At 47.6% G+C, this 26482-nt stretch carries 25 protein-coding genes; 10 read left to right on the top strand and 15 right to left on the bottom strand.

Annotated elements, in window-relative coordinates:
• Positions 1-364: 364 nt before the first annotated feature.
• On the bottom strand, positions 365-1231 hold the full coding sequence (locus MJO57_RS21935) for an ATP-binding cassette domain-containing protein (RefSeq protein ID WP_256491829.1): 867 nt from the start codon (positions 1229-1231) through the stop codon (positions 365-367).
• Between the two features lie 64 nt (positions 1232-1295).
• Here MJO57_RS21935 and argR point away from each other — a divergent pair, with 64 nt between their 5' ends.
• The gene (gene argR / locus MJO57_RS21930) at positions 1296-1754 is read left to right on the top strand and encodes a transcriptional regulator ArgR (RefSeq protein ID WP_252018731.1); all 459 of its coding nucleotides are present in this window, start codon (positions 1296-1298) and stop codon (positions 1752-1754) included.
• Positions 1755-1800: 46 nt separating this feature from the next.
• Here the strand turns inward: argR and MJO57_RS21925 are convergent, their stop codons facing one another.
• Positions 1801-2943 (bottom strand): hypothetical protein, encoded by a 1143-nt coding sequence (locus tag MJO57_RS21925; RefSeq protein WP_252018729.1) that lies wholly within the window; start codon positions 2941-2943, stop codon positions 1801-1803.
• A 411-nt stretch (positions 2944-3354) separates the two neighbouring features.
• On the opposite strand from MJO57_RS21925, the gene MJO57_RS21920 reads away from it, so the two are divergent.
• Genes MJO57_RS21920 through MJO57_RS21905 form a run of 4 tightly spaced genes read left to right on the top strand, consistent with a single transcriptional unit; the run spans position 3355 to position 6948 of the window.
• Positions 3355-4482, top strand: a complete 1128-nt coding sequence (locus MJO57_RS21920; protein ID WP_252018727.1) for an ABC transporter permease — start codon at positions 3355-3357, stop codon at positions 4480-4482.
• Positions 4483-4484: 2 nt separating this feature from the next.
• Positions 4485-5294, top strand: coding sequence for an ABC transporter ATP-binding protein (locus MJO57_RS21915; protein WP_252018725.1), 810 nt, complete (start codon positions 4485-4487; stop codon positions 5292-5294).
• 38 nt (positions 5295-5332) lie between these two features.
• Positions 5333-6286, top strand: coding sequence for an MlaD family protein (locus tag MJO57_RS21910; RefSeq protein WP_252018723.1), 954 nt, complete (start codon positions 5333-5335; stop codon positions 6284-6286).
• Positions 6287-6303: 17 nt separating this feature from the next.
• On the top strand, positions 6304-6948 hold the full coding sequence (locus tag MJO57_RS21905; protein ID WP_252018721.1) for a membrane integrity-associated transporter subunit PqiC: 645 nt from the start codon (positions 6304-6306) through the stop codon (positions 6946-6948).
• Positions 6949-6984: 36 nt separating this feature from the next.
• On the opposite strand, the gene MJO57_RS21900 is transcribed toward MJO57_RS21905, so the two are convergent.
• From MJO57_RS21900 to MJO57_RS21890, 3 genes are all read right to left on the bottom strand, one after another.
• Positions 6985-7902: a hypothetical protein gene (locus MJO57_RS21900; RefSeq protein ID WP_252018719.1), complete on the bottom strand. Its 918-nt coding sequence runs from the start codon at positions 7900-7902 to the stop codon at positions 6985-6987.
• A 96-nt stretch (positions 7903-7998) separates the two neighbouring features.
• Positions 7999-8766 carry a uridine phosphorylase gene (gene udp / locus MJO57_RS21895; RefSeq protein WP_252018717.1) on the bottom strand — a complete coding sequence of 256 codons (768 nt, stop codon included), beginning with the start codon at positions 8764-8766 and terminating at the stop codon, positions 7999-8001.
• Between the two features lie 278 nt (positions 8767-9044).
• Positions 9045-9686, bottom strand: coding sequence for a hypothetical protein (locus MJO57_RS21890; RefSeq protein ID WP_252018715.1), 642 nt, complete (start codon positions 9684-9686; stop codon positions 9045-9047).
• 116 nt (positions 9687-9802) lie between these two features.
• Between MJO57_RS21890 and MJO57_RS21885 the strand changes: the two genes are divergently transcribed.
• Positions 9803-10837, top strand: a complete 1035-nt coding sequence (locus MJO57_RS21885) for a transposase (RefSeq protein ID WP_252026884.1) — start codon at positions 9803-9805, stop codon at positions 10835-10837.
• 3 nt (positions 10838-10840) lie between these two features.
• Here the strand turns inward: MJO57_RS21885 and MJO57_RS21880 are convergent, their stop codons facing one another.
• Entirely contained in the window at positions 10841-11500 is a 660-nt protein-coding gene (locus tag MJO57_RS21880; protein ID WP_252018713.1) for a transposase, read from the bottom strand.
• A gap of 155 nt (positions 11501-11655) precedes the next feature.
• On the opposite strand from MJO57_RS21880, the gene MJO57_RS21875 reads away from it, so the two are divergent.
• Entirely contained in the window at positions 11656-12999 is a 1344-nt protein-coding gene (locus tag MJO57_RS21875; RefSeq protein WP_252018711.1) for a sodium-dependent transporter, read from the top strand.
• A 7-nt stretch (positions 13000-13006) separates the two neighbouring features.
• On the opposite strand, the gene MJO57_RS21870 is transcribed toward MJO57_RS21875, so the two are convergent.
• The 4 genes from MJO57_RS21870 to MJO57_RS21855 all read right to left on the bottom strand — a co-directional run bounded on the left by MJO57_RS21870 (position 13007) and on the right by MJO57_RS21855 (position 16362).
• The gene (locus MJO57_RS21870; protein ID WP_252018710.1) at positions 13007-13180 is read right to left on the bottom strand and encodes a hypothetical protein; all 174 of its coding nucleotides are present in this window, start codon (positions 13178-13180) and stop codon (positions 13007-13009) included.
• 61 nt (positions 13181-13241) lie between these two features.
• Positions 13242-14012: an FKBP-type peptidyl-prolyl cis-trans isomerase gene (gene fkpA / locus MJO57_RS21865; RefSeq protein ID WP_252018709.1), complete on the bottom strand. Its 771-nt coding sequence runs from the start codon at positions 14010-14012 to the stop codon at positions 13242-13244.
• A 217-nt stretch (positions 14013-14229) separates the two neighbouring features.
• The gene (locus MJO57_RS21860) at positions 14230-14985 is read right to left on the bottom strand and encodes a LysM peptidoglycan-binding domain-containing protein (RefSeq protein ID WP_252018708.1); all 756 of its coding nucleotides are present in this window, start codon (positions 14983-14985) and stop codon (positions 14230-14232) included.
• A gap of 39 nt (positions 14986-15024) precedes the next feature.
• On the bottom strand, positions 15025-16362 hold the full coding sequence (locus MJO57_RS21855) for a transposase (protein ID WP_252017304.1): 1338 nt from the start codon (positions 16360-16362) through the stop codon (positions 15025-15027).
• Positions 16363-16623: 261 nt separating this feature from the next.
• Between MJO57_RS21855 and MJO57_RS21850 the strand changes: the two genes are divergently transcribed.
• Together MJO57_RS21850 and MJO57_RS21845 are read left to right on the top strand one after the other, a co-directional pair.
• A complete protein-coding gene (locus tag MJO57_RS21850) occupies positions 16624-17688 on the top strand; it encodes an IS630 family transposase (RefSeq protein ID WP_252018707.1) in 1065 nt (354 codons plus the stop codon).
• 84 nt (positions 17689-17772) lie between these two features.
• Positions 17773-19287, top strand: a complete 1515-nt coding sequence (locus tag MJO57_RS21845; RefSeq protein ID WP_252017330.1) for an IS66 family transposase — start codon at positions 17773-17775, stop codon at positions 19285-19287.
• Positions 19288-19560: 273 nt separating this feature from the next.
• Here the strand turns inward: MJO57_RS21845 and arsJ are convergent, their stop codons facing one another.
• From arsJ to gadC, 5 genes are all read right to left on the bottom strand, one after another.
• On the bottom strand, positions 19561-20802 hold the full coding sequence (gene arsJ, locus MJO57_RS21840; protein ID WP_252018706.1) for an organoarsenical effux MFS transporter ArsJ: 1242 nt from the start codon (positions 20800-20802) through the stop codon (positions 19561-19563).
• Positions 20802-21809, bottom strand: a complete 1008-nt coding sequence (locus tag MJO57_RS21835; protein WP_252018705.1) for an ArsJ-associated glyceraldehyde-3-phosphate dehydrogenase — start codon at positions 21807-21809, stop codon at positions 20802-20804. The genes arsJ and MJO57_RS21835 overlap by 1 nt, the downstream gene beginning before the upstream one ends.
• A 10-nt stretch (positions 21810-21819) precedes the next feature.
• Entirely contained in the window at positions 21820-22131 is a 312-nt protein-coding gene (locus MJO57_RS21830; protein WP_256493366.1) for a metalloregulator ArsR/SmtB family transcription factor, read from the bottom strand.
• Positions 22132-22346: 215 nt separating this feature from the next.
• Positions 22347-23285: a glutaminase A gene (gene glsA / locus MJO57_RS21825; protein ID WP_252018704.1), complete on the bottom strand. Its 939-nt coding sequence runs from the start codon at positions 23283-23285 to the stop codon at positions 22347-22349.
• The gene (gene gadC, locus MJO57_RS21820) at positions 23282-24802 is read right to left on the bottom strand and encodes a putative glutamine/gamma-aminobutyrate antiporter GadC (protein ID WP_252027090.1); all 1521 of its coding nucleotides are present in this window, start codon (positions 24800-24802) and stop codon (positions 23282-23284) included. The genes glsA and gadC overlap by 4 nt, the downstream gene beginning before the upstream one ends.
• 112 nt (positions 24803-24914) lie before the next feature.
• Between gadC and MJO57_RS21815 the strand changes: the two genes are divergently transcribed.
• The gene (locus MJO57_RS21815; RefSeq protein WP_252018703.1) at positions 24915-26234 is read left to right on the top strand and encodes an ISNCY family transposase; all 1320 of its coding nucleotides are present in this window, start codon (positions 24915-24917) and stop codon (positions 26232-26234) included.
• Positions 26235-26482: the final 248 nt, after the last annotated feature.

The following is a 26482-nucleotide window of genomic DNA, read 5'->3' as shown; positions in this document are numbered from 1 at the left end:
TGTTGTAACCAGTGGCTGAGAACTGGGAATTACCAATCGCATGTTGAACAGATCTCCCCGGATAAGGACATGAACTTTCAGTGCACAACCGCCGCATTTACCGTGTCTCACGAACCATAGGGCTTTGTGATCCTTGGCTCACTCGCCCAGAGACTCAGCCTTATATGCGATTTCTGTACGTCGGCTCGCACCTTTGCACTCAGACTGCCTCCGCACAGCCCCTCGCGGGACTGCACTTGCCTTAAGCTAGTGGTTGTCATCAGCAGGCGTCTTTACCGCCAGTCAGATGTAGGTTCTCCCACAGGGGACTTTCACCCCATCAGTTCATGCCCATGCCGGGCGTACCAAGAAAGGCAGTTGACTATTATTTCAATTCTTGGGCGACCGTATCAGGAAATTTATTCCTGATACGGGTGCTGAATGACGGATAGACAACGCGGCTGGCGATTTTCCGGGCAAACTCGACTTCGTGGGTTACCACGACCATGGTAATGCCAGAGGCCTGCAATTCGTTGATGATTTCCACCACCTGGTTGGTAATCGCCGGGTCCAGCGCAGCGGTTGGTTCGTCAAATAGCAACACTTCCGGAGAGAGCATTAACGCCCGGGCAATGGCTACCCGCTGCTGCTGGCCACCGGAAAGGGAAGAGGGCCATGCATTGGCTTTATCCGGCAGTCCCATTCTTGCCAGTAGTCCTATCGCCTTTTCTCTGGCCTCTGTTTTGGACATACCCTGTTGTATGGGCGCTTCCATGAGGTTCGCCAGAACCGTCATATGTGGCCAAAGGTGATATTGCTGGAAGACCATGCCGACTTTGCGTCTCAGCTGACAGGCATTTGCAGATCGCTTTGTAGAAGGTGTCTCCTGTGGGAAGCTGAACGCCATGTCAGCTATGTTAAGAGTGCCTTGATCCGGGCTCTCAAGAAGGTTTAGCATGCGTAACAGCGTACTTTTGCCCGCACCACTGGAGCCCAGTAATACGGTTGTTTCACCTTTGTTGATGCTGAAGCTGATATCCCTCAGTACCTGGTGGTCACCAAAGGACTTGCTTAGGCTTTGTACTGCGATACCCATTGCCTGAATCTTTTTTGCCTGTTGAGATTTAGGCTGGATTGTCTGGTATGAACTGGATAAAATCAACAAAAAAGTGAATAAAAATTCATTTTTATATGATCGTACTCTATAATTGTCACATATTTCAGAACTGTTTATAAGAAAATGTTTTATCACTGAAGGCTTTTAGCCTATTGAATAATCAGTAGACTGCATTTTTATCAAAGGTTATTTGACGACGATGACTAGCCAAAAACAGGATGCCCTGGTTCGCTCTTTCCGCCAGCTACTAAAAGAGGAACGCTGCGGGTCCCAGAGCCATATTGTTACCCTTCTGCAGGCGCAGGGATTTGATAATATCAGCCAGTCCAAAGTGTCCCGCATGCTCAGCCGTTTTGGTGCGGTCCGGGCGCGCAATGCACTGAATGAGCTGGTCTACTGCCTGCCTCCTGAATTGGGCAAGATGGATTCCAGTATTGCGGTAAAAGACCTGGTGGAAGAAGTTGCTCATAATGAGTCCATGATTGTGATCAAGACCAGCCCGGGCGCTGCCCAGATGATCGCCAGACTGCTGGATTCCATTGGTGTTAAAGCTGGGGTTATGGGGTGTGTGGCAGGGGATGATACGATTCTGGTAGTACCGGTCAGTGTTCAGGAGATTGAAACAATTACCTTAAGTATTTCAGAGATGTTCAACTGACCTCTGTATTGGGATGATCTTGGCCTGTATACCGTGAGCGGATTCGTCAACGGGCTCTCCTGTCTTGAAAATACAACGATATGCTACTGGAAGGAAAAAAAATTTTGTTTGCATATGGAAGCGTTCCGGGACGTGATGGATGAAGTAAAGTTGAATTATTTACTATTTGAGAGAATAACCATTTTGGGTCGTATTTCAAATTGCCAAGAATTTTACCGTATTTCAGGTAGACGGATGAATCTATTCCCAAGGGTATTTGTGCAGGATGGATTTTGAAACTGATAAACAGCAATTGGCCCGTTCTGAGATAAAAACAGGTCTGCCCCTTTAAAGGGGTTTTCGGTTTTGGTTTATTTTTCAGGCTGACAATGTCGGTATTGAGTTGTCTGTTAAAAAGCGACGTCATTGTATCATAAATTTCCTGCTGCCCTTTAGTTAAGGGAGGGTGGTTTATTAAATGATGTCTCATTGGTTCTTTTTTCGAAATTTTTATACTGCCTCGTGCAAGATGAATCGGGTTGACAGAAGCAGGTTGCCAGGACTCTTTCACAAAGCACCAGGCAGGTATCGAGGTAACCCTCTTTACCATAGCATCATCATCAAATGATAAATTACCTGATATTTCGTACTGTTGTTGAAGCATTTGTGCCGGTATTCCCTGAGGGGTTAAATCTTTTTTGAATGATATCTGGATGCACAGTTTACTCCCCTTGGGAGCAAAACTGGCAAAACCTGCGCTAAGGTTTCCATGGATAAAGTCAAAGTTGGCGGTTACCTCTTGTCCCCTCAGTGCTCTTAGCGTGCTTATAATGGCAGAGTGGTTGACAAAGGATATATCAGGTGTTGCTGAAGATGTTTTGGCTTTATTTGCCTGATCAACAGTTGCCTGTTCAAGAACGGTAATATCAGATCTCAAGTACTCCTCTTGATCAGAGGAATCGGTTTCCATCGGTGAACTGTCTGGTTTGTCAGGCTCGCTGTTGTCGTTGATGATGGGATTTTCAAAGATGGGTATTCCCCCCAAAGTACTTGGAGCAAGTGGTTCCACTGTATCTGGTTGTGCAAGATATTTTTTGCCTGTCACAATTTGGAGTACAGCCTCACATAGTGGGTTTTCTTCAAACCTGGGCTTGGGCCCGGGGTTGTGGTTGGTGGCAATCAGCGTGTTGTACAAGGCAGCAGTGCCCATTTTTTCCAGCTCTGATGAGGTAGGGGTCCATACGGATGAAGTGCGCGTGGGCTTAGATACAGTGGTAACAGGACATTCTCTGGTTTTGATTGGATTGACACTCTCTGTCTCCCGTCCCAGCCATATCGGGCGTTCCGCCTGGGGGATTGACTTAAAACATGGCGGGCTGCATGAGTGAATCACTCTTAATGTTTGATCCATAATTGCGAGCATTACCTGATCGAAGCTTATTTGGATATTGTATGAACTAATTAAGAAAACATAGGCAGCAAATAGTTCCCGTTCGATAAGAGACAGTACGAGATGATGCCATAGAGTAAAACAAGAACTGTGCAGGGAGTGATTGGCAGGCTTGCCTACTAATCGCTTCTTCCTGTTATTATTGGGCCTTTTTCAAGGCATTAAAAAAGCATGAACCAGGCGACACTGACCGTTGATAAGGTGTCTGAACCAAATGTTGCGAATGTTGTGATAACCTTGCAGGGAAGCTGGGCAGCCAGTGGTGTTTTACCAGCTCTGGATCAGGTTGCCGCTTTGCTCGATTTTGGTCAATTAAAGACAGTTGCCTTTGTAACCGGTGATGATTTTTCATGGGACTCCAGATTGCTGGCGTGGCTATTGGCCTGCCAGCGAATGCTTGAGTCTTCCCATTGTCAGTTTGACCTCAGTGGTCTGCCTGAGGATGTCGGCGATTTGTTCAGGCTTGCTAATACCGTCCCCCCCAACAAGGCGCTACCGGCAAGACATCCATCCCTGTATCATCACCTGGTCAATCGGGTTGCCCGTCTGGGTGATGAGGCAATGGAACTGCTGGTTTTTACCGGCGAGCTGGCACTTACCCTGTTCCGCTGGTTTTCACGAAAAGGCTCGGCACGCTGGTCAGATATCATTAACTTTTGTTATCAATCCGGACCTTCAGCTTTGCCGATTATTACACTACAAAGTGTCCTGATCGGGATGATTCTTGCCTATCTGGGCATGGTTCAACTCCGGCAGTTTGGAGCCGAGGTGTATGTTTCCAATCTGGTAGGGGTTGGCATGGTTCGTGAAATGGGGGCATTGATGACGGCGGTGATTATGTCGGGTCGAACCGGTGCCGCCTATGCCGCTCAGCTGGGTACCATGCAGGTGAATGAAGAGATTGATGCCTTGACGACACTGGGCATAAAACCCATGGATTATCTGGTGTTACCCAGAACGCTGGCGCTGATCCTGACCATTCCTCTGCTCTGCCTGTACAGTAATATCCTGGGCATGTTTGGCGGGGGGCTGGTGGCTACCAGTATGGAGGTTACCTGGCTGATGTACCTTTACCAGCTCAGGGACGCGATCTCCATTGGTGATATCATGACTGGCGTTTTCAAAAGCTTTGTTTTTGCTGTATTGATCGCCATGGCTGGATGTCGTGCCGGTTTGGCTTGTGGTCGCTCATCCGCTGCAGTCGGTCAGGCCACCACCAATGCGGTAGTGACGGCCATTATCTATCTGGTGGTGGCAGACGCCGGGCTGAATATTCTTTTTTATCACCTGGGAGTCTGAGCATGATTCAGTCGGGACAGGAGCGTCAGGGGGTAATGATTGAGGCCCGTGGGTTGACCATGAGGTATGGTAGCAACCTGATTCAGTCCAACCTGCATTTTCAAATCAGCAAGGGTGATGTGTTTGTCATTATGGGAGGCAGTGGTTGCGGTAAGAGCACGCTCCTGAAGCATATGATTGGGCTCTATCAGCCGGCTGAGGGTGAAATCCTGTTTGCTGGACAGAACTATTTTTCTGCATCCCCTGTGCAGCAGCTGTCAATGCGTAAACGCTGGGGGGTGACGTATCAGGGGGGGGCGTTGTTCAGTGATAAAACACTAGCAGAAAATGTTGCCCTGCCACTGGAACAGTACACGACACTGACGAATAACGATGTTCTGGATATGGTGCGTTATAAACTGGCGCTGGTGGGGTTGGCCGGTTTTGAAGACTTTTACCCATCCCAGATCAGTGGCGGTATGTGTAAGCGTGCCGGACTGGCCAGAGCCATTGCCCTGGATCCGGATATCCTGTTTTTTGATGAACCTTCGGCCGGACTGGATCCCCTCAGCGCCAGACGACTGGATGATCTGATTTTGCAGCTAAGGGACTCAACCGGTGCCACGGTGGTTATTGTCACCCATGAGCTGGCCAGTATTTTTGCCATTGGCAGCAATGGGGTTTTCCTCGATGCCAACACCAAAACCCAGCTGGATACCGGGTCTCCTGAATATATGCTTAATCACAGTAAACACGACGTGGTCAGAGAGTTTCTTTCCAGAGGTGTCCGAGAGAAGAGTGCAGATGAAGGAATGTATAAAGCGACTCAATAAATTAAGGTTAGTGAGGCTCGCTTTTCTGAGAGAAGTCTATGAATAGAAAATCCTTGTCGGTATCCGTCGGTCTGTTTGTCATTCTGATCCTTGCCATGACGGTTGTACTGGTGTTGTTTCTGAATGCGGATGGTTTTTCCCGGAAGGATGTCCAGCGTTATCAAATACTGTTTGACAGCTCAATAAAGGGCCTGAACGTTGGCGCACCGGTAACCCTGCGTGGTGTGAAAATTGGTGAAGTGATCAGTATCAAGACCAGACTGTATCACAATCACCAGAAGGTCTTGAATGTGGTTACCATTGATATGTACCCGGATGCCATCAGTGAGCAGGGGAAAAGCAGTGATCATAATGTGCTGGGACAGTTGATGAAGCAGGGACTCAGTGCCCAGATTGGATTGCAGAGTGTATTGACCGGGTTGCTGTATATCGAGGTGGACTTCTTTGACTCTCTCCCGAAAATGCAGCCGGTGGCTAGCGAATACCCACAGATTCCTACAGTGCCCAATAATCTGGAAGAGTTTATTGAGCGGTTTGAGAGCATTAACATGGCGGAAATGGCCAGTAGTTTAACGGAAGTTCTGGATAATCTGGCCAGACTGACCGGTGATGATCGCCTGGACAAACTGATCGATGATGTTGGTAAGGCATTTGTCAGTATGGAAACCATGTCCAATGAGATGAGCTCCAGTATGGCGGGTATTCGTCGGGAGTTTGCCTCCATGTCGCAAGATGCCGGGGAAGTGACCGCATTGTTGAAAACCCGGCTGCCAGCAGCTACACAGCAACTGAATGAAACCATGCTTCAACTGCAGGAGACCCTGTCAACAGCGGAAGAGACTCTGGCTCCTGAATCACCGTTGATGTACCAGCTGACGCAGAGTGCAAAAGACATCAGTCGTGCTTCCAGGGCGGTGGACGATCTGGCTGACCTGCTGCAACGTCAACCCGATTCGATTATTTTTGGTAGACAGTCAGGAGAGTCCCGGTGAGGAGTTACCTTGATATATTGAACCTTGTCAGGCGTCAGAGTGCGGCCGCTAAACAGGCGTTCTGCCTGATCCTGTTGCTGGGTCTGATGGCGGGCTGCTCAGTCAATAATTCGGTTTATCATGATTATACGCTGGTGGCAGCAACGGTTTCTCAAGAGCAGAGCGTGCTTTCAGACCTACCCCCAACGCTGGGGGTTTTTCCGGTGAGTGTTGCCGGTTGGCTGGATAAGAAAAATATTACCTGGAGTGATGGTGGTGTTCGTTTACAGTCCTCTGTTAACAATCACTGGGGGGAGCCCTTACCCGAGCTGCTGACACAAGCTATGATAGAAAATCTGCGTCAAAGGGTTCACTCCGGTAGTTGGGTTAGTTCAGGCCCATGGGTTCAGGATAAACGCCCGGAGGTGGTCGCGTTTATTAATGTTCAGTCGATAGCGGTGGTGAAACGGCAGTTGCAAATGAACGTGGCCTGGTCTCTGGAAGGACCTAATCGGCAGATTATTGTCCAGCGGAACAAGGTTTATACTCTGTCGCTTGAGCACGATGATTCTACACAAAATTATGTGCAAACATTAAGTCAGGTCTGGGGGGCGGTGGCAGATGATATGCTTCAGGCTTATACCAAGTTTCGCCAACATGGGCGAAGTTTAGAAGACCTGTAATCAGGAGGCTATTCGAGAATAGTGCCTTCGGCCAGCCTACCCTATCCGGACCTGAGGGATAGGGTGGTACTCACGTTTTCTGCAGCCTCTGAAATGATTGTTGTTCACGTGCTCGAGTAGTACAAAATTCCCAAGAGAGTTTAAATCAAGGTTTTTCAGCTGATTGTCAATGATGGGAACGTAGAAACCCCGGGTATCAACAACATTCATAATGCTACCAGAGTCATTGACGGTAATGATTGGCTTCTGTAAGACTCTGGCGACAAGAGGGACTATTACTGTATACATCCACACGCCATCACGTTTGATTGCTTCCAAACCTGTTATGGTATTGTGCTCGGAATTATTCGTTAAATAGGTGTAAAGGTCTTCTTCCGCCACAGGATTTTGCCAGCTTTCGCATTCATGGCGACTTAAAAAAAGATTGGTTTCGTATTCATATAGCCATTGTCTTGCTTCTTCATGTACCTGCTGACGTAAGGTGTGAGCATTCCAGCCAGGGCCTTGCTCACTTTGCACAAGAGCCGCATGGAAAAAACAATTGCCATCGCCCGGAACATCAACAACTTCGTACCCTTGGCTGTACACAATGCTGGATGTGCTTTCAGGCTGGTGGCTGAGTATTTCACTTGGTATATCGATCACATGGGACAATGTTGAAGGCGTGGTAGGTGTAAGAGGAGGAGCATAAGAAGGAGGGGGACCGTGGTGTGATAAGGGAGCGAAGGTCCTGGTTGTAGAAAGCACAGTAATAGTTCCAAAGACCGCTGCTGTGGTGAATAATCCTGCAAAGACCGCGCTCAATGCAAAGGCGGCAGACACGGTGGCGACCACCTTTGGCAGGATACGGACCGCCCAGCGCTTCCAGGTTGTCTGCGGTTGATCTGAAGGAGGAGTATCACCGGCTTGATCTACAGAATAGATGGATGAAGGTATCGGTAACGTCTGTATCAAAAGGGACTCCAGAACATTATATTATTGCCAGTCTTATCCCCGATACTCATCCGGGCACCTGATTCATTAGTAAGTCAGTAATACCCGGGTTTTCGGTCAGTGCATCAAAAGGCGCCTTGCAGCTCCGATCACGGTGGTAATCGCATTGGGTTCAACACTGGCCAGATTTTCGGTGTTCGGGGTTTCATTGCTGGTGCGGTTCACGATGACCCCGGCCACACAACCGGCTTTCAGTCCCATGGCCGCACACATGGTCAGGAGGGTTGCGGACTCCATTTCATAGTTAAGCACCCCCATCGATTGCCATTCTTCCAGAGAGCCCTGTAGCTCTTTTCTAACCCGCTGGGTGAAGGTGTCATAACGTTCCTGACCAGGGTAGAAGGTATCACTGGAAGCAGTAATACCAGTCCAGTAGTTAAGCCCATTTTGCTCGGCTGCATCCACCAGGGCGCGGGTGCACTGGAAGTTGGCAACGGCAGGATAGCTGATGGGGGCAAAATGTCGGCTGGCGCCATCCAGGCGAATGGAACCGGTAGTAATAATAACATCACCCACGGTGATATGGGGCTGGATTGCGCCGGTGGTGCCAACTCTCAGAAACGTACGGATGCCCAGTTGTGCCAGCTCTTCTACAGCGATAGATGTAGAAGGTCCGCCGATACCGGTTGAGCAAACCACTACGGACTCTCCCTCCAGCTCCCCCCGCCATGTGGTGAATTCCCTCAGGCTGGCCAGTTTTTCCGGGTTATCCATCCGTTCAGCAATTCGTTCGACCCGTTCCGGATCACCAGGGACAATGGCCAGTCTGGCGCCATTGAGTGCCTTGCGGGTCAGGCCGAGATGAAAAACGTCGCTGCTGCTCATATATGCCTCCGGGAGCGCTCTTTGGCTCATTGAACTTTATGCCATGAAGTCCATCATAGCCCCATCCATTAAGGGTGTTTATCGATCTGAATCAATATTTGCTCCACCCCAGGCCCTGCGCCCACTCTGGAATACTTCAGAGTCTATCCGATGATCTCGACTTTAGAGTCTGTATAAAACGATAATTCGGTCAGCTTTTTATAGTGAAGCAAGCCGAAATCAGTGAACTGTTTTTCCAAGTTCGTTATTACTTCCGTTTTTTGCCTAAAAGCCTTTAGTTATGCTGCTTCTGAATTATCCGGTATTAACTGGTCGATCAGATCGCGAAAATTGAACTCATATTTTTGCTTATATCTGTTCCAGCCCTTGCGAATAGAGAACCTCGGAATAATTCCTGAAAGAGCAATTTTCATCATGCCTGCAGTGGTTGTATCCGGGCTTCTCCAGGGTATCCGAGAAATATTCAGACATGCCTGATTTTTACAAACGGTTAATAACTGCAATAATGCATAGCCTGCCATTTTCAAATGCATCCATCGAAGCAGTGTTCGCAATTTCTGCTGCCATAAATGGCAACAGCCAAAAGCATGTTTGAGTTGGTGAAACATTGGCTCTACCGGCCATCTCCGGGAATAGGCACGAAGCACCTCCAGTCCCTCAAGTTCCGGATTGGTCGAGATGAATATTCTGCTTTCGGTCAGACCTTTGTCATTTTCAAAGCGACTCCAGACGACGCGTACTTCACGACCTTTAAGGAATCTGGCGCGACAGATCAGGGTACGATAACGTATTTTGCGAAATTTGCCGTACATCCATACTGTTGCTTTTTCTTCCGGCAGTTTCTTAACCTGTTCTGTCGTCATCTTGATGCCGTACTTTTTTGGGCGCCCTCGCTTCTTTACGGTGGGTGCTGGCGGCAAAGCATAGAGGGCCCGATTTGAAGGTATCTGACCAACAACTTCTATTAGGACTTACGCATTGACAACAGGCTCTAAAATTTGATAATGCCAAAAAACAGATGTCTTCAGGGATGAAAGTGAGAACTACCACTCGACCGACCACTGCACGATGCACTCTTGCAAAATACATTGGCTTTTTGATTAGTGAGCCAAAATCATCAACATGCACAAGACTGGCCGAGGTTACCGACTTTTCTCACGATAGCGCAAACCGCTTTCTTAAGCGTGAAAACTATCAGCCCAAAGATATGTACGATGAAGCAGTCAAAAGTTTAAACCCTATTGGCGGCACCCTGAGCGTTGATGACAGCGTGCTCGACAAACCTTATAGCTACTCCGTGGCACTGGTTGGCCACTTTTGGTCGGGTAAACATCACCGAGTGGTTAAGGGAGTTAACCTCATCACCCTTTATTACACCGACGTATCCGGGCGCCATATGCCGGTGAATTACAGGATATACGACAAATCGGAAGACAAGACAAAAAACGACTACTTCCGTGAAATGTTGATTGAAGTGCTGGTATGGGGGCTGAAGCCAGCGTTCGTTACCGGTGACTCCTGGTACAGCTGCACGACTAACCTGAAGACGATTAAAAACCATCAGACTGGGTTTATGTTTGCCGTTGAGAAAAACAGGACAGTATCACTGGAAAAAGGTAAATGGCAGCAGGTTCAACACCTCGACATCCCCGACAATGGTCTGGATGTATGGCTCAAAGACTTCGGTAAGATCCGGTTGTTCAGGACGATGCTAAAAGACCAGCGTCGCCACTACGTGGTTTACTTGCCAGAGGAAGTCCCTTTTGAACGCAATGACTTCAAGCAGATCCATGACCAGCACTGGCAGATCGAACAGTTTCACAGGGCGATCAAGCAGGTTTGCCATATTGAGCACTTTCAGGTTCGCAGCGAACGACCCGTCAGAAACCATATATTTGCTGCAATTTTAGCTTTTGTTTATCTCCAGAAAATGCAGATAGAGCAGGAGTTTACGAATATTTATCAGCACCAACGGGGGCTGTTTAAAGAGACAATAGGCGCTTTCATTGAGAGTTTTGCAAAGGGGAAGGATCACCTCCTACCAAAATTTATCGGTGTCATCAATGCGTAAGTCCTATTCTATGTTCATTTCCAGAGCTGGCTTTATCAGTGTCCAGTTCATATACCAGCAATCGGTTAGCAGGCGTAGCACTCGATCCTTCACTTCATTGCGTACCACCCTGAGCATGGCCACGGCAATTTTCAGTTTGCTGGTGTTACCTGAAGCTGGTGTCGGAAATGAGATCACCGGTATGGCGGTAAATACTTCATCTGCAGCCCGCTCAAATATGATGGCCAGGGAAACCCAACACTGCCCCCAGATGTACGTCGGCCGATTGCGTTTCTTGCTGTGTTGATGATGTGTACGACAAGCAGGGGCTTTGTCGGAAAACCGTTCGATTACCCAGTCATCAAGCCCCAGGACCACAGGTTGATTCTCAGGAGCTTTGGAGCAGACCAGACGGATCAAGTGGCGTGCCAAGTTCTTCCATTGCCACTTGCCCTGAGATAGCCAGTGGTGGTAGCTGCTCCACACACAATGAAAATCAATTGTTAACAACGCCTGTGTAACAAAGCCGTCGGCTGAAAGCATGCAACCGAACAGCAGTTCGCAGAACGTTGGTACTGCAGTTGATGATAGCGCTCCAGCAAGAAAGGTTGTATATGAAGCGAGCTCCCTGAGGATTACTTGATGATCTGAAGTGAGCATGGCAACCATCTCGAATTTCGTCATTGGGGATGGTTGCTTTTAGCAGATTATGCGCCGGAACTATTGTGCTCTTAAAACTCTAAAGTCGAGTCCGATGATATAAGCACAAGTTTACGTCTATGCTGATAATGATCTGCTGGTCAGTACCATTCAGCATACCAATAGAAAATGGACAATCCATGCAGCCTGAAAACAGAATTACTTCCAATCGTGCGTTTATTTTTGCCATCGCCGGGGCTGCCATCGGCTTGGGAAATATCTGGCGTTTCCCTTATGTGGCCGGTGAAAACGGAGGAAGCCTTTTTTTCCTTCTGTATATCATTTTTGTCGTGTTGCTGGGGCTGCCGGTGATGATTGCCGAGATTGTTGTTGGGCGGGCAGGGCGTGCTTCACCTGCCAGCAGTTTGCGGCAGCTGGCTGTCAGTGCTGGCCACACCAGGCACTGGGGTAAGCTGGCCTGGCTGGGAACACTGGCTGCCACGATGATCCTTTCTTTCTACAGTGTGGTGTCCGGCTGGGTACTGCATTTCTTTTTTCAGTCGCTGTCAGGGGGGCTTGCTGCAAATAACATTCAAGCGACAGCGATGCATTTTCAACAGCTTCTGGAATCACCCTGGCAGGTTGTTGGGTACCACGGTCTGTTCATTCTGATGACGGTTGCCATCAGTGGTCGAACCATTTCAAAAGGTATAGAGCAGTTGAATAACTGGCTGATGCCGCTGATGTATCTGATTCTGGTGGTTCTACTACTATATACCAGCCAGTTCAGTGGCTTTGCGCTGGCCCTTGACTATCTGTTTGCCTTCAGGTTTGAAGAGGTCAGCGGAGGTGTGGTGCTGGAGGCGATGGGCCATGCTTTTTTCACCCTTGCCATCGGGGCCTGCTGTTTAATGGCTTATGGAGCTTATATGCCGGAAAGACAGTCGGTGATTAAGGCGGTACTGGTTGTCGCCTTGCTTGATGTCCTGGTGGCTGTGCTGGTGGGTGTTGCAACCTTTGCCGTGGTGTTCAGTGAAGGGCTTTCAGTCGCAGAAGGTCCCGGGCTGATGTTCATCACACTTCCGGTTGCATTGGCTCAAATGCCTTTTGGTTCTCTGGTTCTTCCCTTATTCTTTCTGCTGTTGGTAATGGCTGTCTGGACCTCAGCAGTCAATCTGGCTGAACCACTGGTGGTGATGATGAGTCGCCTGTTTTCAGGCTTCCGCGCAGCAGGAGCCGCAATAGCCGGTGTTATTATCTTTCTGGTTGGATTAATACCCGGTCTCTCATTCACTTTCTGGAAGCATGTTTCTGTTGATGGCAAAACGCTTTTTGACCTTTATACCGCTTTTGCTACCCAGGTTATGCTTCCGACTGTCGGATTTCTGGTGCTTTATTTTTGTGGCTATATCATGGAAAAGAAAGTGCTGATTGAGCAGTTGGGGATGCAAGGCAAACCCCTGAAAACCTGGCAGCTGCTGATCCGTTGGGTCAGTCCTGCATTGCTGTTGATGGTCATTATTGGTGAGCTGTTTCAGTTTTGATCTGAAGTTACATCAGGTTTTTGATCAGTGCCGCAACCAGCATGACAAAAATTAATACCATGGCGATTTTGGAAAGCTTGCTTTGTTGCTCATAAGTGAGCGGTTTGCCATGGCGCTCCGTCAGTTTGACCACAACAAACAGTGTGATGAACAAAAGTACTAAAATTGAGATCAGGTTCATAATTCACCAATAAATAACGGGCAGTAGTCGTACTGCCCGTTATGGTATCCAGCCTGAAAAATTATTGCTTGGCTTGCTTGCTGTCAGCTGATTCATTGCTCTCTTGCTTGTCTTCAATGCTGATCAGTTCAACATCGAACACCAGAACAGAGCCTGCTGGAATGGTGCCAACGTCTTGGTCGCCGTAAGCCAGTTCAGCGGGGATCGTCAGGCGATATTCAGAGCCAACAGGCATCAGGGCAACGCCTTCAGTCCAGCCCTTGATAACGTTTGCCAGAGGGAAGGTCGCTGGCTGACCTCTCTGCTTGCTGCTGTCGAAGACCGTACCGTCAGTCAGTGTGCCCGTGTAATGGACGGTAACCGTATCAGCCGCAGTTGGTTGTGGACCCTCTCCCTGTTTGATGACTTCATATTGAAGGCCGGACTCGGTAACTGAGACACCTTCTTTGCTGGCGTTATCTTCCAGGTACTTGGCGCCGGTTTTACGGGTCTCCTCACGTTTCTCCCTGGCTTTCTCCTGAACAACGGTGTTCATCTTCTGCTCATGGGATCGCAGGGTTGCGCCCATCTCCTCATCGTTCATTTTGACTTGATCAGCGAGGGCGTCCAGTAATCCCTGCTGAACCAGCGCACGGTCAAGCACAACACCGAGCTCATCCTGTTGTTTAAGTGTCTGACTGGCAAAGTTACCGACAGAGGCGCCGATGGCATAGGCAGCTTTCTGGTCATCAGTGTTTAACTCAACTTCAGGAGCCTGGGTAGTCTTTTCCTGACAGCCTGCCGCCAAGAGTACAGCTGCTGCCAGAGCAGAAATTTTAATAACCTTCTTCATATCTGTTTCCGTTGTTTTTGGCCAGAAAAGCCATGATGGCCAAGACGATCTTGCCTGTATCGGGATTAAAGTTAAGAAAAACCCTATCAATAATGGCACAGCCTTTACGTCAGTTGAACTAAATAGCAAAAATTTTTCAAAAAAATCACATTATTACCTTACGGTATATCATTACCGGTTTATAAAAAATCGATTCTTTTTGAATTGACCTGGTTGCTTAATCATAGATGGAGTGGTAAGGGCTACTGTGTGAGATGGTGGGTAAGTATATTGTGAATCCTGCAAAAATTTTGTTCGGATCTTTAATCAAAAGTGCGTTGTTTTTCCAAATGGCTTTCCAGTGACGGCTTGAACCGTATGTATTTTTGGCAATAGATGTTAACGTATCACCTCGCTTGATTAAATATGGATCACCGTTTTTGTTTTGAATGAATTTCTCGGCTGGCTCTGGGAGTGTTAATGTTATTCCTTCTTTGATTATGTTTTCGGAGTCAACTTTTTCAGGGTTTGAATCCTTGATGGCTCTCCATTGTTCATAATCACCGTATACTTCGAAAGCGATTTTCATCAGAGAGTCATTTTTATGGACGGTGTAATCGCCATGACTGTATGAAAGGTTATTGAATTCTGAGTACGATGTAGAAAAATTTGATGGGTTATAAGTGACAGGTCCGTTATTTTTCCTGTTTGATTCCTTTTTTGATTCCTTGGTTGTATCAGTATTTGAGAGTGAGTATTTTCCTTTTGTTTTTATGTTGGTTACTTTTTCAGGGTTCTCAGATAATGGTAATAACCCACTGTCTCTGTTAACTGTGGCTTCTTTTTGTTTTGAATCAGAGCAGGCAGTCAGGCCAAATAGCAGTCCGATTATCAATAATCTATTCATATACTCGACTTTAGAGTCTGTATAAAACGATAATTCGGTCAGCTTTTTATAGTGAAGCAAGCCGAAATCAGTGAACTGTTTTTCCAAGTTCGTTATTACTTCCGTTTTTTGCCTAAAAGCCTTTAGTTATGCTGCTTCTGAATTATCCGGTATTAACTGGTCGATCAGATCGCGAAAATTGAACTCATATTTTTGCTTATATCTGTTCCAGCCCTTGCGAATAGAGAACCTCGGAATAATTCCTGAAAGAGCAATTTTCATCATGCCTGCAGTGGTTGTATCCGGGCTTCTCCAGGGTATCCGAGAAATATTCAGACATGCCTGATTTTTACAAACGGTTAATAACTGCAATAATGCATAGCCTGCCATTTTCAAATGCATCCATCGAAGCAGTGTTCGCAATTTCTGCTGCCATAAATGGCAACAGCCAAAAGCATGTTTGAGTTGGTGAAACATTGGCTCTACCGGCCATCTCCGGGAATAGGCACGAAGCACCTCCAGTCCCTCAAGTTCCGGATTGGTCGAGATGAATATTCTGCTTTCGGTCAGACCTTTGTCATTTTCAAAGCGACTCCAGACGACGCGTACTTCACGACCTTTAAGGAATCTGGCGCGACAGATCAGGGTACGATAACGTATTTTGCGAAATTTGCCGTACATCCATACTGTTGCTTTTTCTTCCGGCAGTTTCTTAACCTGTTCTGTCGTCATCTTGATGCCGTACTTTTTTGGGCGCCCTCGCTTCTTTACGGTGGGTGCTGGCGGCAAAGCATAGAGGGCCCGATTTGAAGGTATCTGACCAACAACTTCTATGTTCATTTCCAGAGCTGGCTTTATCAGTGTCCAGTTCATATACCAGCAATCGGTTAGCAGGCGTAGCACTCGATCCTTCACTTCATTGCGTACCACCCTGAGCATGGCCACGGCAATTTTCAGTTTGCTGGTGTTACCTGAAGCTGGTGTCGGAAATGAGATCACCGGTATGGCGGTAAATACTTCATCTGCAGCCCGCTCAAATATGATGGCCAGGGAAACCCAACACTGCCCCCAGATGTACGTCGGCCGATTGCGTTTCTTGCTGTGTTGATGATGTGTACGACAAGCAGGGGCTTTGTCGGAAAACCGTTCGATTACCCAGTCATCAAGCCCCAGGACCACAGGTTGATTCTCAGGAGCTTTGGAGCAGACCAGACGGATCAAGTGGCGTGCCAAGTTCTTCCATTGCCACTTGCCCTGAGATAGCCAGTGGTGGTAGCTGCTCCACACACAATGAAAATCAATTGTTAACAACGCCTGTGTAACAAAGCCGTCGGCTGAAAGCATGCAACCGAACAGCAGTTCGCAGAACGTTGGTACTGCAGTTGATGATAGCGCTCCAGCAAGAAAGGTTGTATATGAAGCGAGCTCCCTGAGGATTACTTGATGATCTGAAGTGAGCATGGCAACCATCTCGAATTTCGTCATTGGGGATGGTTGCTTTTAGCAGATTATGCGCCGGAACTATTGTGCTCTTAAAACTCTAAAGTCGAGTTCATATATACACCCGGCTAGAATATTTTTGAATCAAGTGGTTTTATTGTTGGTGAGAAAAATAAATAAAGTAACTGTTCAGCACCCCCACATAAATCTGGAATTTTCTGATTTTTAAGTAGTTAAAAGTTTGCTTATGGATATTTTGATCGTACTATCAGGCAGACAAAGAAAGAGATCCTTAATCTATTATAAGTGGGTCTTGAACTAAAACGTCCCCAACCTATGAAGTATGTCAATATCACTGATGAAGCTGTTGTATTAACTTTGAAATACGCCAAGCACTACGGCCCTCTGAGGTGTATCAGGGAAAGAGCTCATGGTCTTCTATTGAGTAATCGAGGCTTTACCCTTGAGCAAATTGCAGAAATCCTTGAGATTAAATATCAGACCGTTTCCCAATGGATTGATGATTGGGAGGACTATGGTATTCGTGCATTGTATAAGAAACATGGTGGTGGAAGATCTTGCATATATGATGAATCTGAAGTGCAACGCATAAAAGAGTTAGTAGCAGAAGAGCCTCGTCGTTTATCGTATGTAAAATCCAAAATTGAGGATGAGACCGGTAAATCCTCATCAAAACTTACTCTGGCCAACATCGTAAAAAAGTTAGGACTGGTTTACAAAAGACTCCGTAAATCGTGCAAACATAAACGGGACGAAGAGCATTTCCAGCGTTGTAAAACTGCACTGAAAGACGCCCAGGAAGCTGAGCGCAAAGGGTTAATAAACTTGTTTTATTTTGATGAGTCCGGATTTACTCAAGAACCTTGTGTGCCATATGGCTGGCAGGAAAAAGGAAAGCAGCTCAGAATTCCATCAGTCAAAAGTAAGCGCATCAACGTGCTGGGCTTTATGAATCGGAGCTGTGAGCTGTTTCATTACCCTGTTGTGGGCTCTGTGAATAGTGATACAGTGATTGCAGCCTTTGACGACTTCGCAGAGAAAATGGAGGATGAAAAATACAGTTCAAATGACCGCTACACCGTAGTTATGGTGGACAATGCCAGTATTCATACCAGCAAAAAGTTTCGTGACAGAATCGCTGACTGGACTCTTGAGAAAAAGTTACTGATCTGCTTTCTTCCAACATATTCACCTGAACTCAATCTGATTGAGATCCTGTGGAGGAAAGTAAAGTATGAATGGCTCAATCTATTGTCAATCAAGAGTTTCACGGAATTTGAAAAGGAAGTTGAACGAGTGTTCGCTTCATTTGGAGAGAGTCATATGATTTCGTTTGCAAATACTAAATAATCGTTCAGTCAATTTATCCGAAAGCAAATTATCAACTACTTATACCATCCTCTTAAGCACCATTTTTCCACAATATTCGCCAGCATGATTCCAGAACTACCCGCAACTATGTCGGCTGAGATTCTCTTGAAAGAGAATGCAGAGCTGCGGATGAGAGTTGCCTGTCTGGAAGAGCGATGTCGAGAATTGGAAGAAAAGGTTGGCAAGAACAGTCAAAACAGCAGCAAGCCGCCATCGTCTGATGGTTATCAAAAACCTTGTAAAAACAGTAATTCTCCAGATCATTCTGACGACCTTTCCGCAGATAAAGGTACCGATCCATCGGATGAAAAACCCAATCCTAAAAGTCTGAGACAGTCTTCTGGTAATAAAGCCGGTGGAAAGAAAGGGCATCAGGGCACTTGTCTTAAACAGGTCGATATCCCTGACTATATTGAGTACCTTCCGGTTAAAGAATGCAATAAATGTCAGGCGTCTCTTCTTGATAGTGAGCCGGTCAAATATATTGAACGACAGGTGTTTGAACCAGGGAGACCGGGTGAATTTGAAGTAACGGCCCATAGAGCTGAAGTAAAAATCTGCACTTGTGGTTGTCGGAATCAGGCTGAATTCCCGGAAGGTGTTACCGCTGCCGCACAATATGGCTCAGCCACACAGGCTATGGCCGTCTATCTTAACCAATACCATTTCCTGCCTTTTAAGCGCGTGTCAGAGTATTTTAATACTCTCTATAAAATGAGTGTAAGTGCAGGCACTGTCGCCAATTTTGTGGCCAGAACCTATGAAAATCTGGCTTCTACTGAAGAGGTTATTCGTGACGCCTTGCGGGAATCGTCTGTTGCCGGAGCCGATGAAACGGGTATGCGGGCCGAGGGCTCTTTGCACTGGCTACACGTTATGCGGGATGAACAATGGACGCTCTACTACTTGTCTGAAAAGCGAGGTCGTGAGGCCATGGACACGATGGGCATACTGCTAACATTTGCAGGCGTTCTGGTTCATGATCATTGGAAATCCTATTTTGCATATGCGGCAACTCACGTACTTTGCAATGCCCATCACCTGAGGGAGCTTTTGGGTGTTGTTGATAGGGACAGCAATCAACTGGCGTTGCGATTGATGAAGCTACTGAGGCTTTCCTGGCATTACTGCAAGGGCTTTAAGACCATAGGTATGCTACAGATGCCAAGTGTTGTCTGTGAACGAATCGAGAAGATTTATGACCGGTTGCTTCAGCGGGCTCTAATGAAAGAAGTCGTCTATATGGAGAAGCAACGAGAGGAGCTTAAGCGCAAGAAAGTCAAGAATACTAAAGCTTACAATCTCTTCAAACGACTCACTGAGTTCAAGGCTGAGACACTGCGCTTCATGTCAGATTTTACCATTCCCTTCGATAACAATGGCAGTGAGCGGGATGTTCGAATGGCCAAGTTAAAGCAGAAAATCTCAGGCTGCTTCAGGAGTGCAGACGGTGGTTCTATGTTTGCACGGATTCGCAGCTATTTGTCGTCTGCCAGAAAACAGGGAATGGACATATATCAATCACTTCATAGAGCTGTTCGGAATTACTGTAATATGCCTTTGCTCAGTGCTGAATAGTTACTAAATAAATAAAGGTTGCCCGGTTTATTTGGCTTGCTATGTGTTAAATATTATCAATTAATAAAGGAAGGTATGCTTTATTGACAGCAACACCGGTTATCGGTCATTAGAGCTGGTTAATCCCGTGTCCTCTCCCGCAGTTAATTTATCTGGATATGGCTGAATTATTGTTACTGTTCTCAGTGACAACAAAGGGAGATGGGGCTGGTCTCATTACTAACTGAGAGCAGCCGTTTGTTTAAAGTTGTGGCTAACGGTAGGAGTTACCGACTATGAATCTGGCATCGCCAATGAAATGATAGCGGTGAGCATGATAAAGAGAGAGGATATCCACAGGCAGGCTTGCAGTCCCCCCCATTGAAAAGCCCATCCGGAAAGCACAGTGCCGGTTAAGCGCCCCATGGCATTGGCCATGTAATAGAAGCCAACATCCATGGATGCACCTTCTTCCCTGGCAAACGATACAATCAGGTAAGAGTGCAGTGATGAGTTGATAGCAAATATCCCGCCAAAAATCAGCAGTCCTATAATCAGGCTCGACTGTGGATACCACTGGAATGTGATAGCCAGTGCCAGCAGGACAGACACCAGCAGTAGCGTTGCGGACCACAATGCAAGAGGTGCGCGGCTTTGGGTATGATGACTCTCAGCGCCGGTGATTTTTGGAGCAATACCCTGGACCAGACCATAACCAATCACCCATAAAGCCATAAAACTCCCCGTTTCCATATGGCTCCAGCCAAAAACGGAACTCAGGGAGACAGGCAGGGCAATAACAAACCATACGTCCCGTGAAGCAAAGAGAAATAGACGGGCAGCAGAGAGAATGTTGATTGCCTTACTCTTGGAGAATATCTGGGTAAATTTGGGCTTACTGCGGGCTTTGCCCAGGTCTTTTTGCAGCCAAATCAGACTGCCCGCCAGTACCAGGGCTAGCATAATAGCCATGATAAGCAGGGCACTTTGAAAACCAACCAGGCTCAGCAGAGCTCCACCGAGAAAGAAACCAGCTCCTTTCAGGGCATTTTTTGAACCCGTCAAAATGGCTATCCAGCGATACAGTCTTCCAGATTGCTGGCTACTGACCAGGCTTTTTATGGAGGTTTTTGCGCTCATTTTATTCAGGTCCTTGGCAATACCTGAAATAGCCTGGGCAAACATCACCAGAGGTATGGAAAGGAAGCCTGAAGGGGCGGACAGCATCAGCAAGGCGATGATCTGCATGAACAGGCCGATATTCATGGTTCTGTTCAGGCCGATGCGGGCGCCCAGCCAGCCGCCAATCAGGTTAGTGACTACCCCGAAGAACTCGTAAAAGAGAAACAGCATGGCAATTTCCAGGCCGGAATAGCCCAGCGAATAGAAGTGGAGAACCACCAGCATGCGCAAGGCGCCATCGGTCAGGGTGAAGTTCCAGTAGTTGAACGTGACAAGCGCGTAATGTCTTATCTGCTGCTGCCGGAGTTCTTTACTGTTTGCAACCCGGGTTTCAACAGGGGTAGTCTCAGTCATCAGGCGTTCTCTCTGCCAACTTTGAGCGCCAGCTCGGCAGTACGACAGGCATAGCCCATTTCATTATCGTACCAGGCATAAATTTTGACCATACGCTGGTCAACCACCATGGTGGACAGTGCATCAATAATGGAAGAACGCTGGTCGCCACGGTAATCGATGGAAACCAGCGGCCTCTCCTCATAACCAAGAATGCCGTTCAATGAGCCCCCGGCGGCTGATTTCAATAGTTGATTAACTTCTTTTACGGAAGTATCCCGGGCCACGTCAAACACCATATCAGTGATTGAGGCATTCGCCAGGGGAACCCGGATAGCGTGCCCATTTAACCGATCTTCCAGATCAGGAAAAATCTGGGTGATGGCTGTAGCGGAACCCGTTGTTGTGGGGATCAGGGACATGCCACAGGCACGGGCTCTTCTCAGGTCCTTATGGGGAGCATCGAGAATGGTCTGGGTATTGGTCAGGTCATGAACCGTGGTGATAGTACCCCGGGTAATGCCAAGGTTTTCGTGAATGACCTTAACGACAGGGGCTATGCAGTTGGTCGTGCAGGATGCTGCGGTGACGATACGGTGCTGGCTGGCATCATAGAGGCCGTCATTAACACCCATAACCACATTCAGAACACCTTCTTCCTTAACGGGAGCCGTGACGACGACTCGTTTGACGCCCTGCTCAAGGTATTGGTTGAGTTTGGCTGTTGCCCTGTGAACGCCCGTGGCATCAATAACCACATCACAGTCTGACCAGTCGATGGCACTGATCTCTTTTTCCTGAGTGCATTTGATGCTCTGGCCATTGATGAAAATATGCTGGTCGTCGGATGAAATGGTTTCCTGCCAGGTTCCCTGTACAGAGTCAAATTGCAGCAGGTGAGCCAGTGTTGCACTGCTCCCGGCCACGTCATTGATCTTTACAAATTCAATGTCCGGCCAGTGCCAGGATGCTCTGAGAGCAAGTCTGCCAATACGGCCAAAGCCATTGATACCTACTTTGATAGTCATTTTTTACTCCTTAATAAGACGGCCGGTTGGACATTGATTCCAGCCGGTTGGTATCCTGCTGGTACTCACTCTTCAGACACTTTGAGTGGCGCAGGCCATCAACGATTTTGTTCATCCAGCCGGGCAGATCTTTGGCTATAGAATAGAATATCCATTGATCTTTACGACGAGTGTTTAACAAACCGTGGTTTCTCATTTGTGCCAGGTGTCGGGATATTTTCGGTTGAGGCTCATTAAGGGCAGACACCAGTTCACAGACACTCAGCTCACCCTGGCGGGCTATGAGAAGCAGACAGCGGAGCCGGATTTCATCCGACATCATTTTGAAAAACTCATGGGGTAACATAAAAATCGCCCATACATATGAATATGCGCATATTCGCATATAAAAAATAAAATGCAATGCGTAGTTGTTTTTTTGAGTGAAGCAGTGGCAGGAGGGTTGTTCAGCGAACAGTACAGGCTATTTGGTAAGCTGCGGGCTTTTCTGCGATGAGGAGGGGACAGGTCGGCACCTGCCCACTGCAATGGTTAAAGCTAAGAAGGTTGGTAAACGCTGAGATTAAGGTTGTTGGCAATGTGGCGAATCATTTTCATGGCTCTGGCACTGTTTCCAGCCTCGTCCAGCGGTGGTGAGAAGCCGGCAATGGCCATCTTCCCCGGAACGACGGCGACAACGCCACCGCCAACGCCACTCTTACCCGGCAAACCCACCAGGAATGCCCAGTCTCCCGAGTAATCGTACATGCCTTCCATGGTCATTTCGGCAAGAATGGGCGCAATGTTTTCAGGATTGATGACCTTTTCTTTAGTGACCGGGTTTACACCGCCATTAGCCAATGTTCCGCCAAGGGTTGCCAGGTCATCACAACTGATGAGGGTTGAACATTGTCGTGTATAAACTTCGCAGGCGTCCATCGGATCACTGAAGCAGTTACCCGCCGCATACAGTAGCCAGGCAATGGCTCGATTATGGAAGTTGGTCTCCTGTTCGGACGTGTTTACGTCATCCGAAAGCCGCACGTTTTGGGACATCATTTTCCTCTGGAAGTCGAGGATCATCTGCCAGCGTGACTCTTTATCGGGAGCCTCCAGAAAGCTGACGGTGGACATGGCACCCGCATTGACCAGAGGCGTCAGCGGTTTGTCTTGATGTACTGTCAGCGCCATCACCGAGTTGAATGGGAGCCCTGTTGGTTCAGCCCCGATTTTTTCCCTGACCTGCTCTGCGCCTTTTTGCTGCATGGCCAGCGACATTGAGCACACTTTACTGATGGATTCCAGGGCAAAACCATAGTCGTAATCGCCACTGTGAATAATGTTTCCGTTACAACAGGAAATGGATACGGCACATAAATCGGAAGGCACACTGGCCAGAAACGGAATGTAGTCTGCATTTGCCCCTTCGTTACAGGCCTTGCCGAGTTTCAGGGCTTCATCCGCAAGGTGTTGCAGTTCAGTGGTGTTAAAGCTCATGACTGCGCTCCTTTATGTTCAGACTTCTTTTTGTGCAACCAGTGAAAATGTTTCTCTGTCAGGTGTGGAGTATGGGTATCAGAGTCATTGGGCAACCCGGGGTGAGTGTTTTCCAGTTCCCAGGTAAAGGGCGCAAAGTCAGAATCTTCGTCCTTCCAGTGGGGTTTCCGGTTGGCATAAATAATGAACGGAAGAATAACAAAGAAGATGGTCAGTGCGATCAGAATCAGAACATAAGCGGTTGGGCTTCCCACCGCAATCTGGCCGGGGGGAATAAAACTGAAGATAAAGGCAATCAACGATCCGATAAAGCCGATGCCTGCGACCAGGAACATACCGCCTCTGCCACCGGGGATACTATAGGGTCTTGGACGATTGGGTTGGGAAAAGCGCAGATAGATGGCCGCAGCAAACATCAGGAGATACATCACCAGATAAAGAATAACGGTGAGCTGACTGAGAATTTGATAGGTCGCCTGAACCGAAGGCATGACCACAAACAATATGGACAGAACGGTCACGATACCCGCTTGCAGAAACATGATATGGGTTGCCATATCGTGCTTGTTGGTATACTGCCAGAACCGCGGAAGATACCCTGCCTTGGCAACAGTCAACAGCCCGGACGAAGGGCCTGCAACCCAGGTGACAATACCGGCCAGAACGCCAATGGCCAGACAAATGGCCATAATAGGCGCAAGAAATCCGATGCCGGCCCAGTGAAATATATCGTAATAGGCGACAAGTAATGACTGAGTCAGATTGATATCGGCTTGTGGAATAACAAAACCGATAGCCAGAGTGCCGAGAATAAAAATGGCTACCGTTCCGATGGATGCCACAGCGATCGCCATTGGATAAGATTTGGACGCATTATCCAGCTCTTTCACATGGATTGCATTCATTTCCATGCCAGCATAGAAAAGGAAAATGCTGGCGGCGAGGACAATATTGCTGAAGTTGGTGAAGTCTGGAATGACATCAGCCCACTTGAGCTCAATGTGTACGGGCTCACCACTGCCAAGGTAGCTGAACCCGAGAACAATCAAAATGATAGCCGGTATTATCGTACCAATCATACCGCCCCATTTGGAGACTTTTGAGAAGGCACCCACTCCTCGAAAGGCAATAAAAGTGGCCAGCCAGTAAATGGCCAGAACAATGGCGAGGACAAAAAACTTATTTGCAGAGAGAGCCTGGTCCCAGGTTTGATCCGGTCCAATAAAGGCCAGGGAAACGGCACCAAATGTCAGGGCTGTAGGAAACCAGACACTAACCTCGGTAAACAACATAAACATGGCCAGAAAAGCCCATTGAGGACCAAAGGCTTCTCCAACCCAGCGAAATACACCCCCTTTTTCGGGCCAGCCGGTAGCCAGCTCGGCGGCAACAAGCGATACAGGTATTAAAAAGAATACGGCAGCAAAGATATAGTAGAAAACCGAACTGAGCCCATACTCAGCTTCCGCAGGTAAGCCTCGAAGGCTAACTAGTTCTCGTCCAAAAACACAACCAATTGAAAACTGTAGATTTTATCCTGAAAAATTAAGTGGAGCCCTACTGCTATCTGGCGACTAAACTTCCCAAGAGCAAGAAACATAAGGGATTGCCAAAAACAGAGGACTCCAAATGCGCAAAAAACGCAACCCGCAGTGTAGTATGGAACTCCATTACGTACCTCATGAAATCTGCTCCCAGCTTTCCGGTATCTCGCAATGGCTTGACGCCCATCCACAGTTCAATGACTGGATTTATGAGGACTTAAGTTCTGGTGATAAACAGAACACTGGGCGGAACGGACTATCAGCAGAATCCGTTCTTCGTGCGGCACTCCTGAAACAGTATTTGAATTGTGATTATGACTACTTGTCGTTTGTTTTGATGGACTCCATGCTCTTTCGAGACTTTTGTCGCCTCGAACCAAACCAGCGCCCCAGTCGCTCCAGTTTGCATGGGCTCATCAGCCTTCTTACTGCATCTACATGGGAACGGATTAATAACTGTCAGCTAATGACCGCTAAAGATCAGGGTATTGAAAAAGGGCGCACTGTGGCTATTGACAGCACAGTCACCGAATCGGATATCAAACCTCCTTGCGACAGTGATCTTTTAGCCAGTTCCGTTAAAGAAATTTGTCGGCTGCTGGAACGGGGACAAACACTGACAGCGACACCGCTTTATGAATATACCCATCACAACCGAGCCGTAAAAGATGCGGCCAGAAAATGCATCTACGCTGGCAAAGAAGAGCGGCATCAGCATTATAAAAAACTGCTGCAGTTGACCCGAAAATCCCGGAAGGTACTTATCGAAGCTACTGTCACGCTAGCAAACGCCCGTCAGCAGGGGCAGTGTCTCCTGGCTGATGATGCCGACAAGTGGCAGGCCGATGTGGATCACCTGTTACCCCTGGTGGATGCAATAGTCTCCCAGACAGAGCGCAGGGTCTTTAAGGGTGAAAAGGTGCCAGCCCAGGAAAAAGTGGTTAGCCTGTATGAACCCCATACGGATATCATCGTAAAAGACAGGCGGCAAGTACAGTATGGCCATAAACTGAACCTGGTTCAGGGAAAAAGTCGATTGATCCTGGACCTGGTTATTGAGGAAGGTAACCCAGCGGATTCGGACCAATTCATTCCGATGATGGAAAGACAAAAAGAAATTTATGGTCGTGTACCTCACCAGACAAGCGGTGACAGCGGATACGCGTGTCGCGCTAATTTGGAAAAAGCCAAGGCCATGGGAATCAGCGATGTAGCTTTTAATAAGAAGCGCGGACTTGAAGTCGAAGAGATGACTAAAAGTCAGTATGTGTATAAAACGCTCTTTCGCTTCCGGGCAGGTATTGAAGCGGGAATTTCGTGGCTAAAGAGATGTTTTGGGCTATCACGTTGCCACTGCAAGGGTTCTGAGCGTTTTGATTCTCATTGCTGGTTATCGGTGGTCTAGTACCTTTCCAGCATGGTGGGAGGATGTTTTCTGCCTGCTTTTCGCGTTTTTCTCCAATATCCGTCCCAGATTAGAGAAAAAAAGGGAAGAGTTTTTGCGGCTCTCTGGAATTTCAGGAAATATCAAAACGAACGTACAATCTAATTATGATTGCCTGATGCGTTTTTGGACGAGAACTAACTACCGCGACGATGTTCATGATGGCCAACGTAAAAACCGTAAGTTTAGTTGCGCTGGCTTTAGTAGGG

It is taken from the genome of Endozoicomonas sp. SCSIO W0465, assembly GCF_023716865.1.
In the GTDB taxonomy this organism is placed as follows: domain Bacteria; phylum Pseudomonadota; class Gammaproteobacteria; order Pseudomonadales; family Endozoicomonadaceae; genus Endozoicomonas.
This window is presented reverse-complemented; position numbering and strand designations above follow the sequence as displayed.

Excerpts from the sequence above, each read along its gene's own strand:
- MJO57_RS21920 (WP_252018727.1), top strand. The coding sequence starts at position 3,355 with ATGAACCAGGCGACACTGACCGTTGATAAGGTGTCTGAACCAAATGTT.
- argR (WP_252018731.1), top strand. The coding sequence starts at position 1,296 with ATGACTAGCCAAAAACAGGATGCCCTGGTTCGCTCTTTCCGCCAGCTA.
- MJO57_RS21855 (WP_252017304.1), bottom strand. The coding sequence starts at position 16,362 with ATGACGAAATTCGAGATGGTTGCCATGCTCACTTCAGATCATCAAGTA.
- MJO57_RS21880 (WP_252018713.1), bottom strand. The coding sequence starts at position 11,500 with ATGACGAAATTCGAGATGGTTGCCATGCTCACTTCAGATCATCAAGTA.
- MJO57_RS21845 (WP_252017330.1), top strand. The coding sequence starts at position 17,773 with ATGATTCCAGAACTACCCGCAACTATGTCGGCTGAGATTCTCTTGAAA.
- glsA (WP_252018704.1), bottom strand. The coding sequence starts at position 23,285 with ATGAGCTTTAACACCACTGAACTGCAACACCTTGCGGATGAAGCCCTG.
- MJO57_RS21925 (WP_252018729.1), bottom strand. The coding sequence starts at position 2,943 with ATGGGCACTGCTGCCTTGTACAACACGCTGATTGCCACCAACCACAAC.
- MJO57_RS21910 (WP_252018723.1), top strand. The coding sequence starts at position 5,333 with ATGAATAGAAAATCCTTGTCGGTATCCGTCGGTCTGTTTGTCATTCTG.
- udp (WP_252018717.1), bottom strand. The coding sequence starts at position 8,766 with ATGAGCAGCAGCGACGTTTTTCATCTCGGCCTGACCCGCAAGGCACTC.
- MJO57_RS21815 (WP_252018703.1), top strand. The coding sequence starts at position 24,915 with ATGCGCAAAAAACGCAACCCGCAGTGTAGTATGGAACTCCATTACGTA.
- MJO57_RS21835 (WP_252018705.1), bottom strand. The coding sequence starts at position 21,809 with ATGACTATCAAAGTAGGTATCAATGGCTTTGGCCGTATTGGCAGACTT.
- MJO57_RS21915 (WP_252018725.1), top strand. The coding sequence starts at position 4,485 with ATGATTCAGTCGGGACAGGAGCGTCAGGGGGTAATGATTGAGGCCCGT.
- arsJ (WP_252018706.1), bottom strand. The coding sequence starts at position 20,802 with ATGACTGAGACTACCCCTGTTGAAACCCGGGTTGCAAACAGTAAAGAA.
- MJO57_RS21870 (WP_252018710.1), bottom strand. The coding sequence starts at position 13,180 with ATGAACCTGATCTCAATTTTAGTACTTTTGTTCATCACACTGTTTGTT.
- MJO57_RS21875 (WP_252018711.1), top strand. The coding sequence starts at position 11,656 with ATGCAGCCTGAAAACAGAATTACTTCCAATCGTGCGTTTATTTTTGCC.
- MJO57_RS21830 (WP_256493366.1), bottom strand. The coding sequence starts at position 22,131 with ATGATGTCGGATGAAATCCGGCTCCGCTGTCTGCTTCTCATAGCCCGC.
- fkpA (WP_252018709.1), bottom strand. The coding sequence starts at position 14,012 with ATGAAGAAGGTTATTAAAATTTCTGCTCTGGCAGCAGCTGTACTCTTG.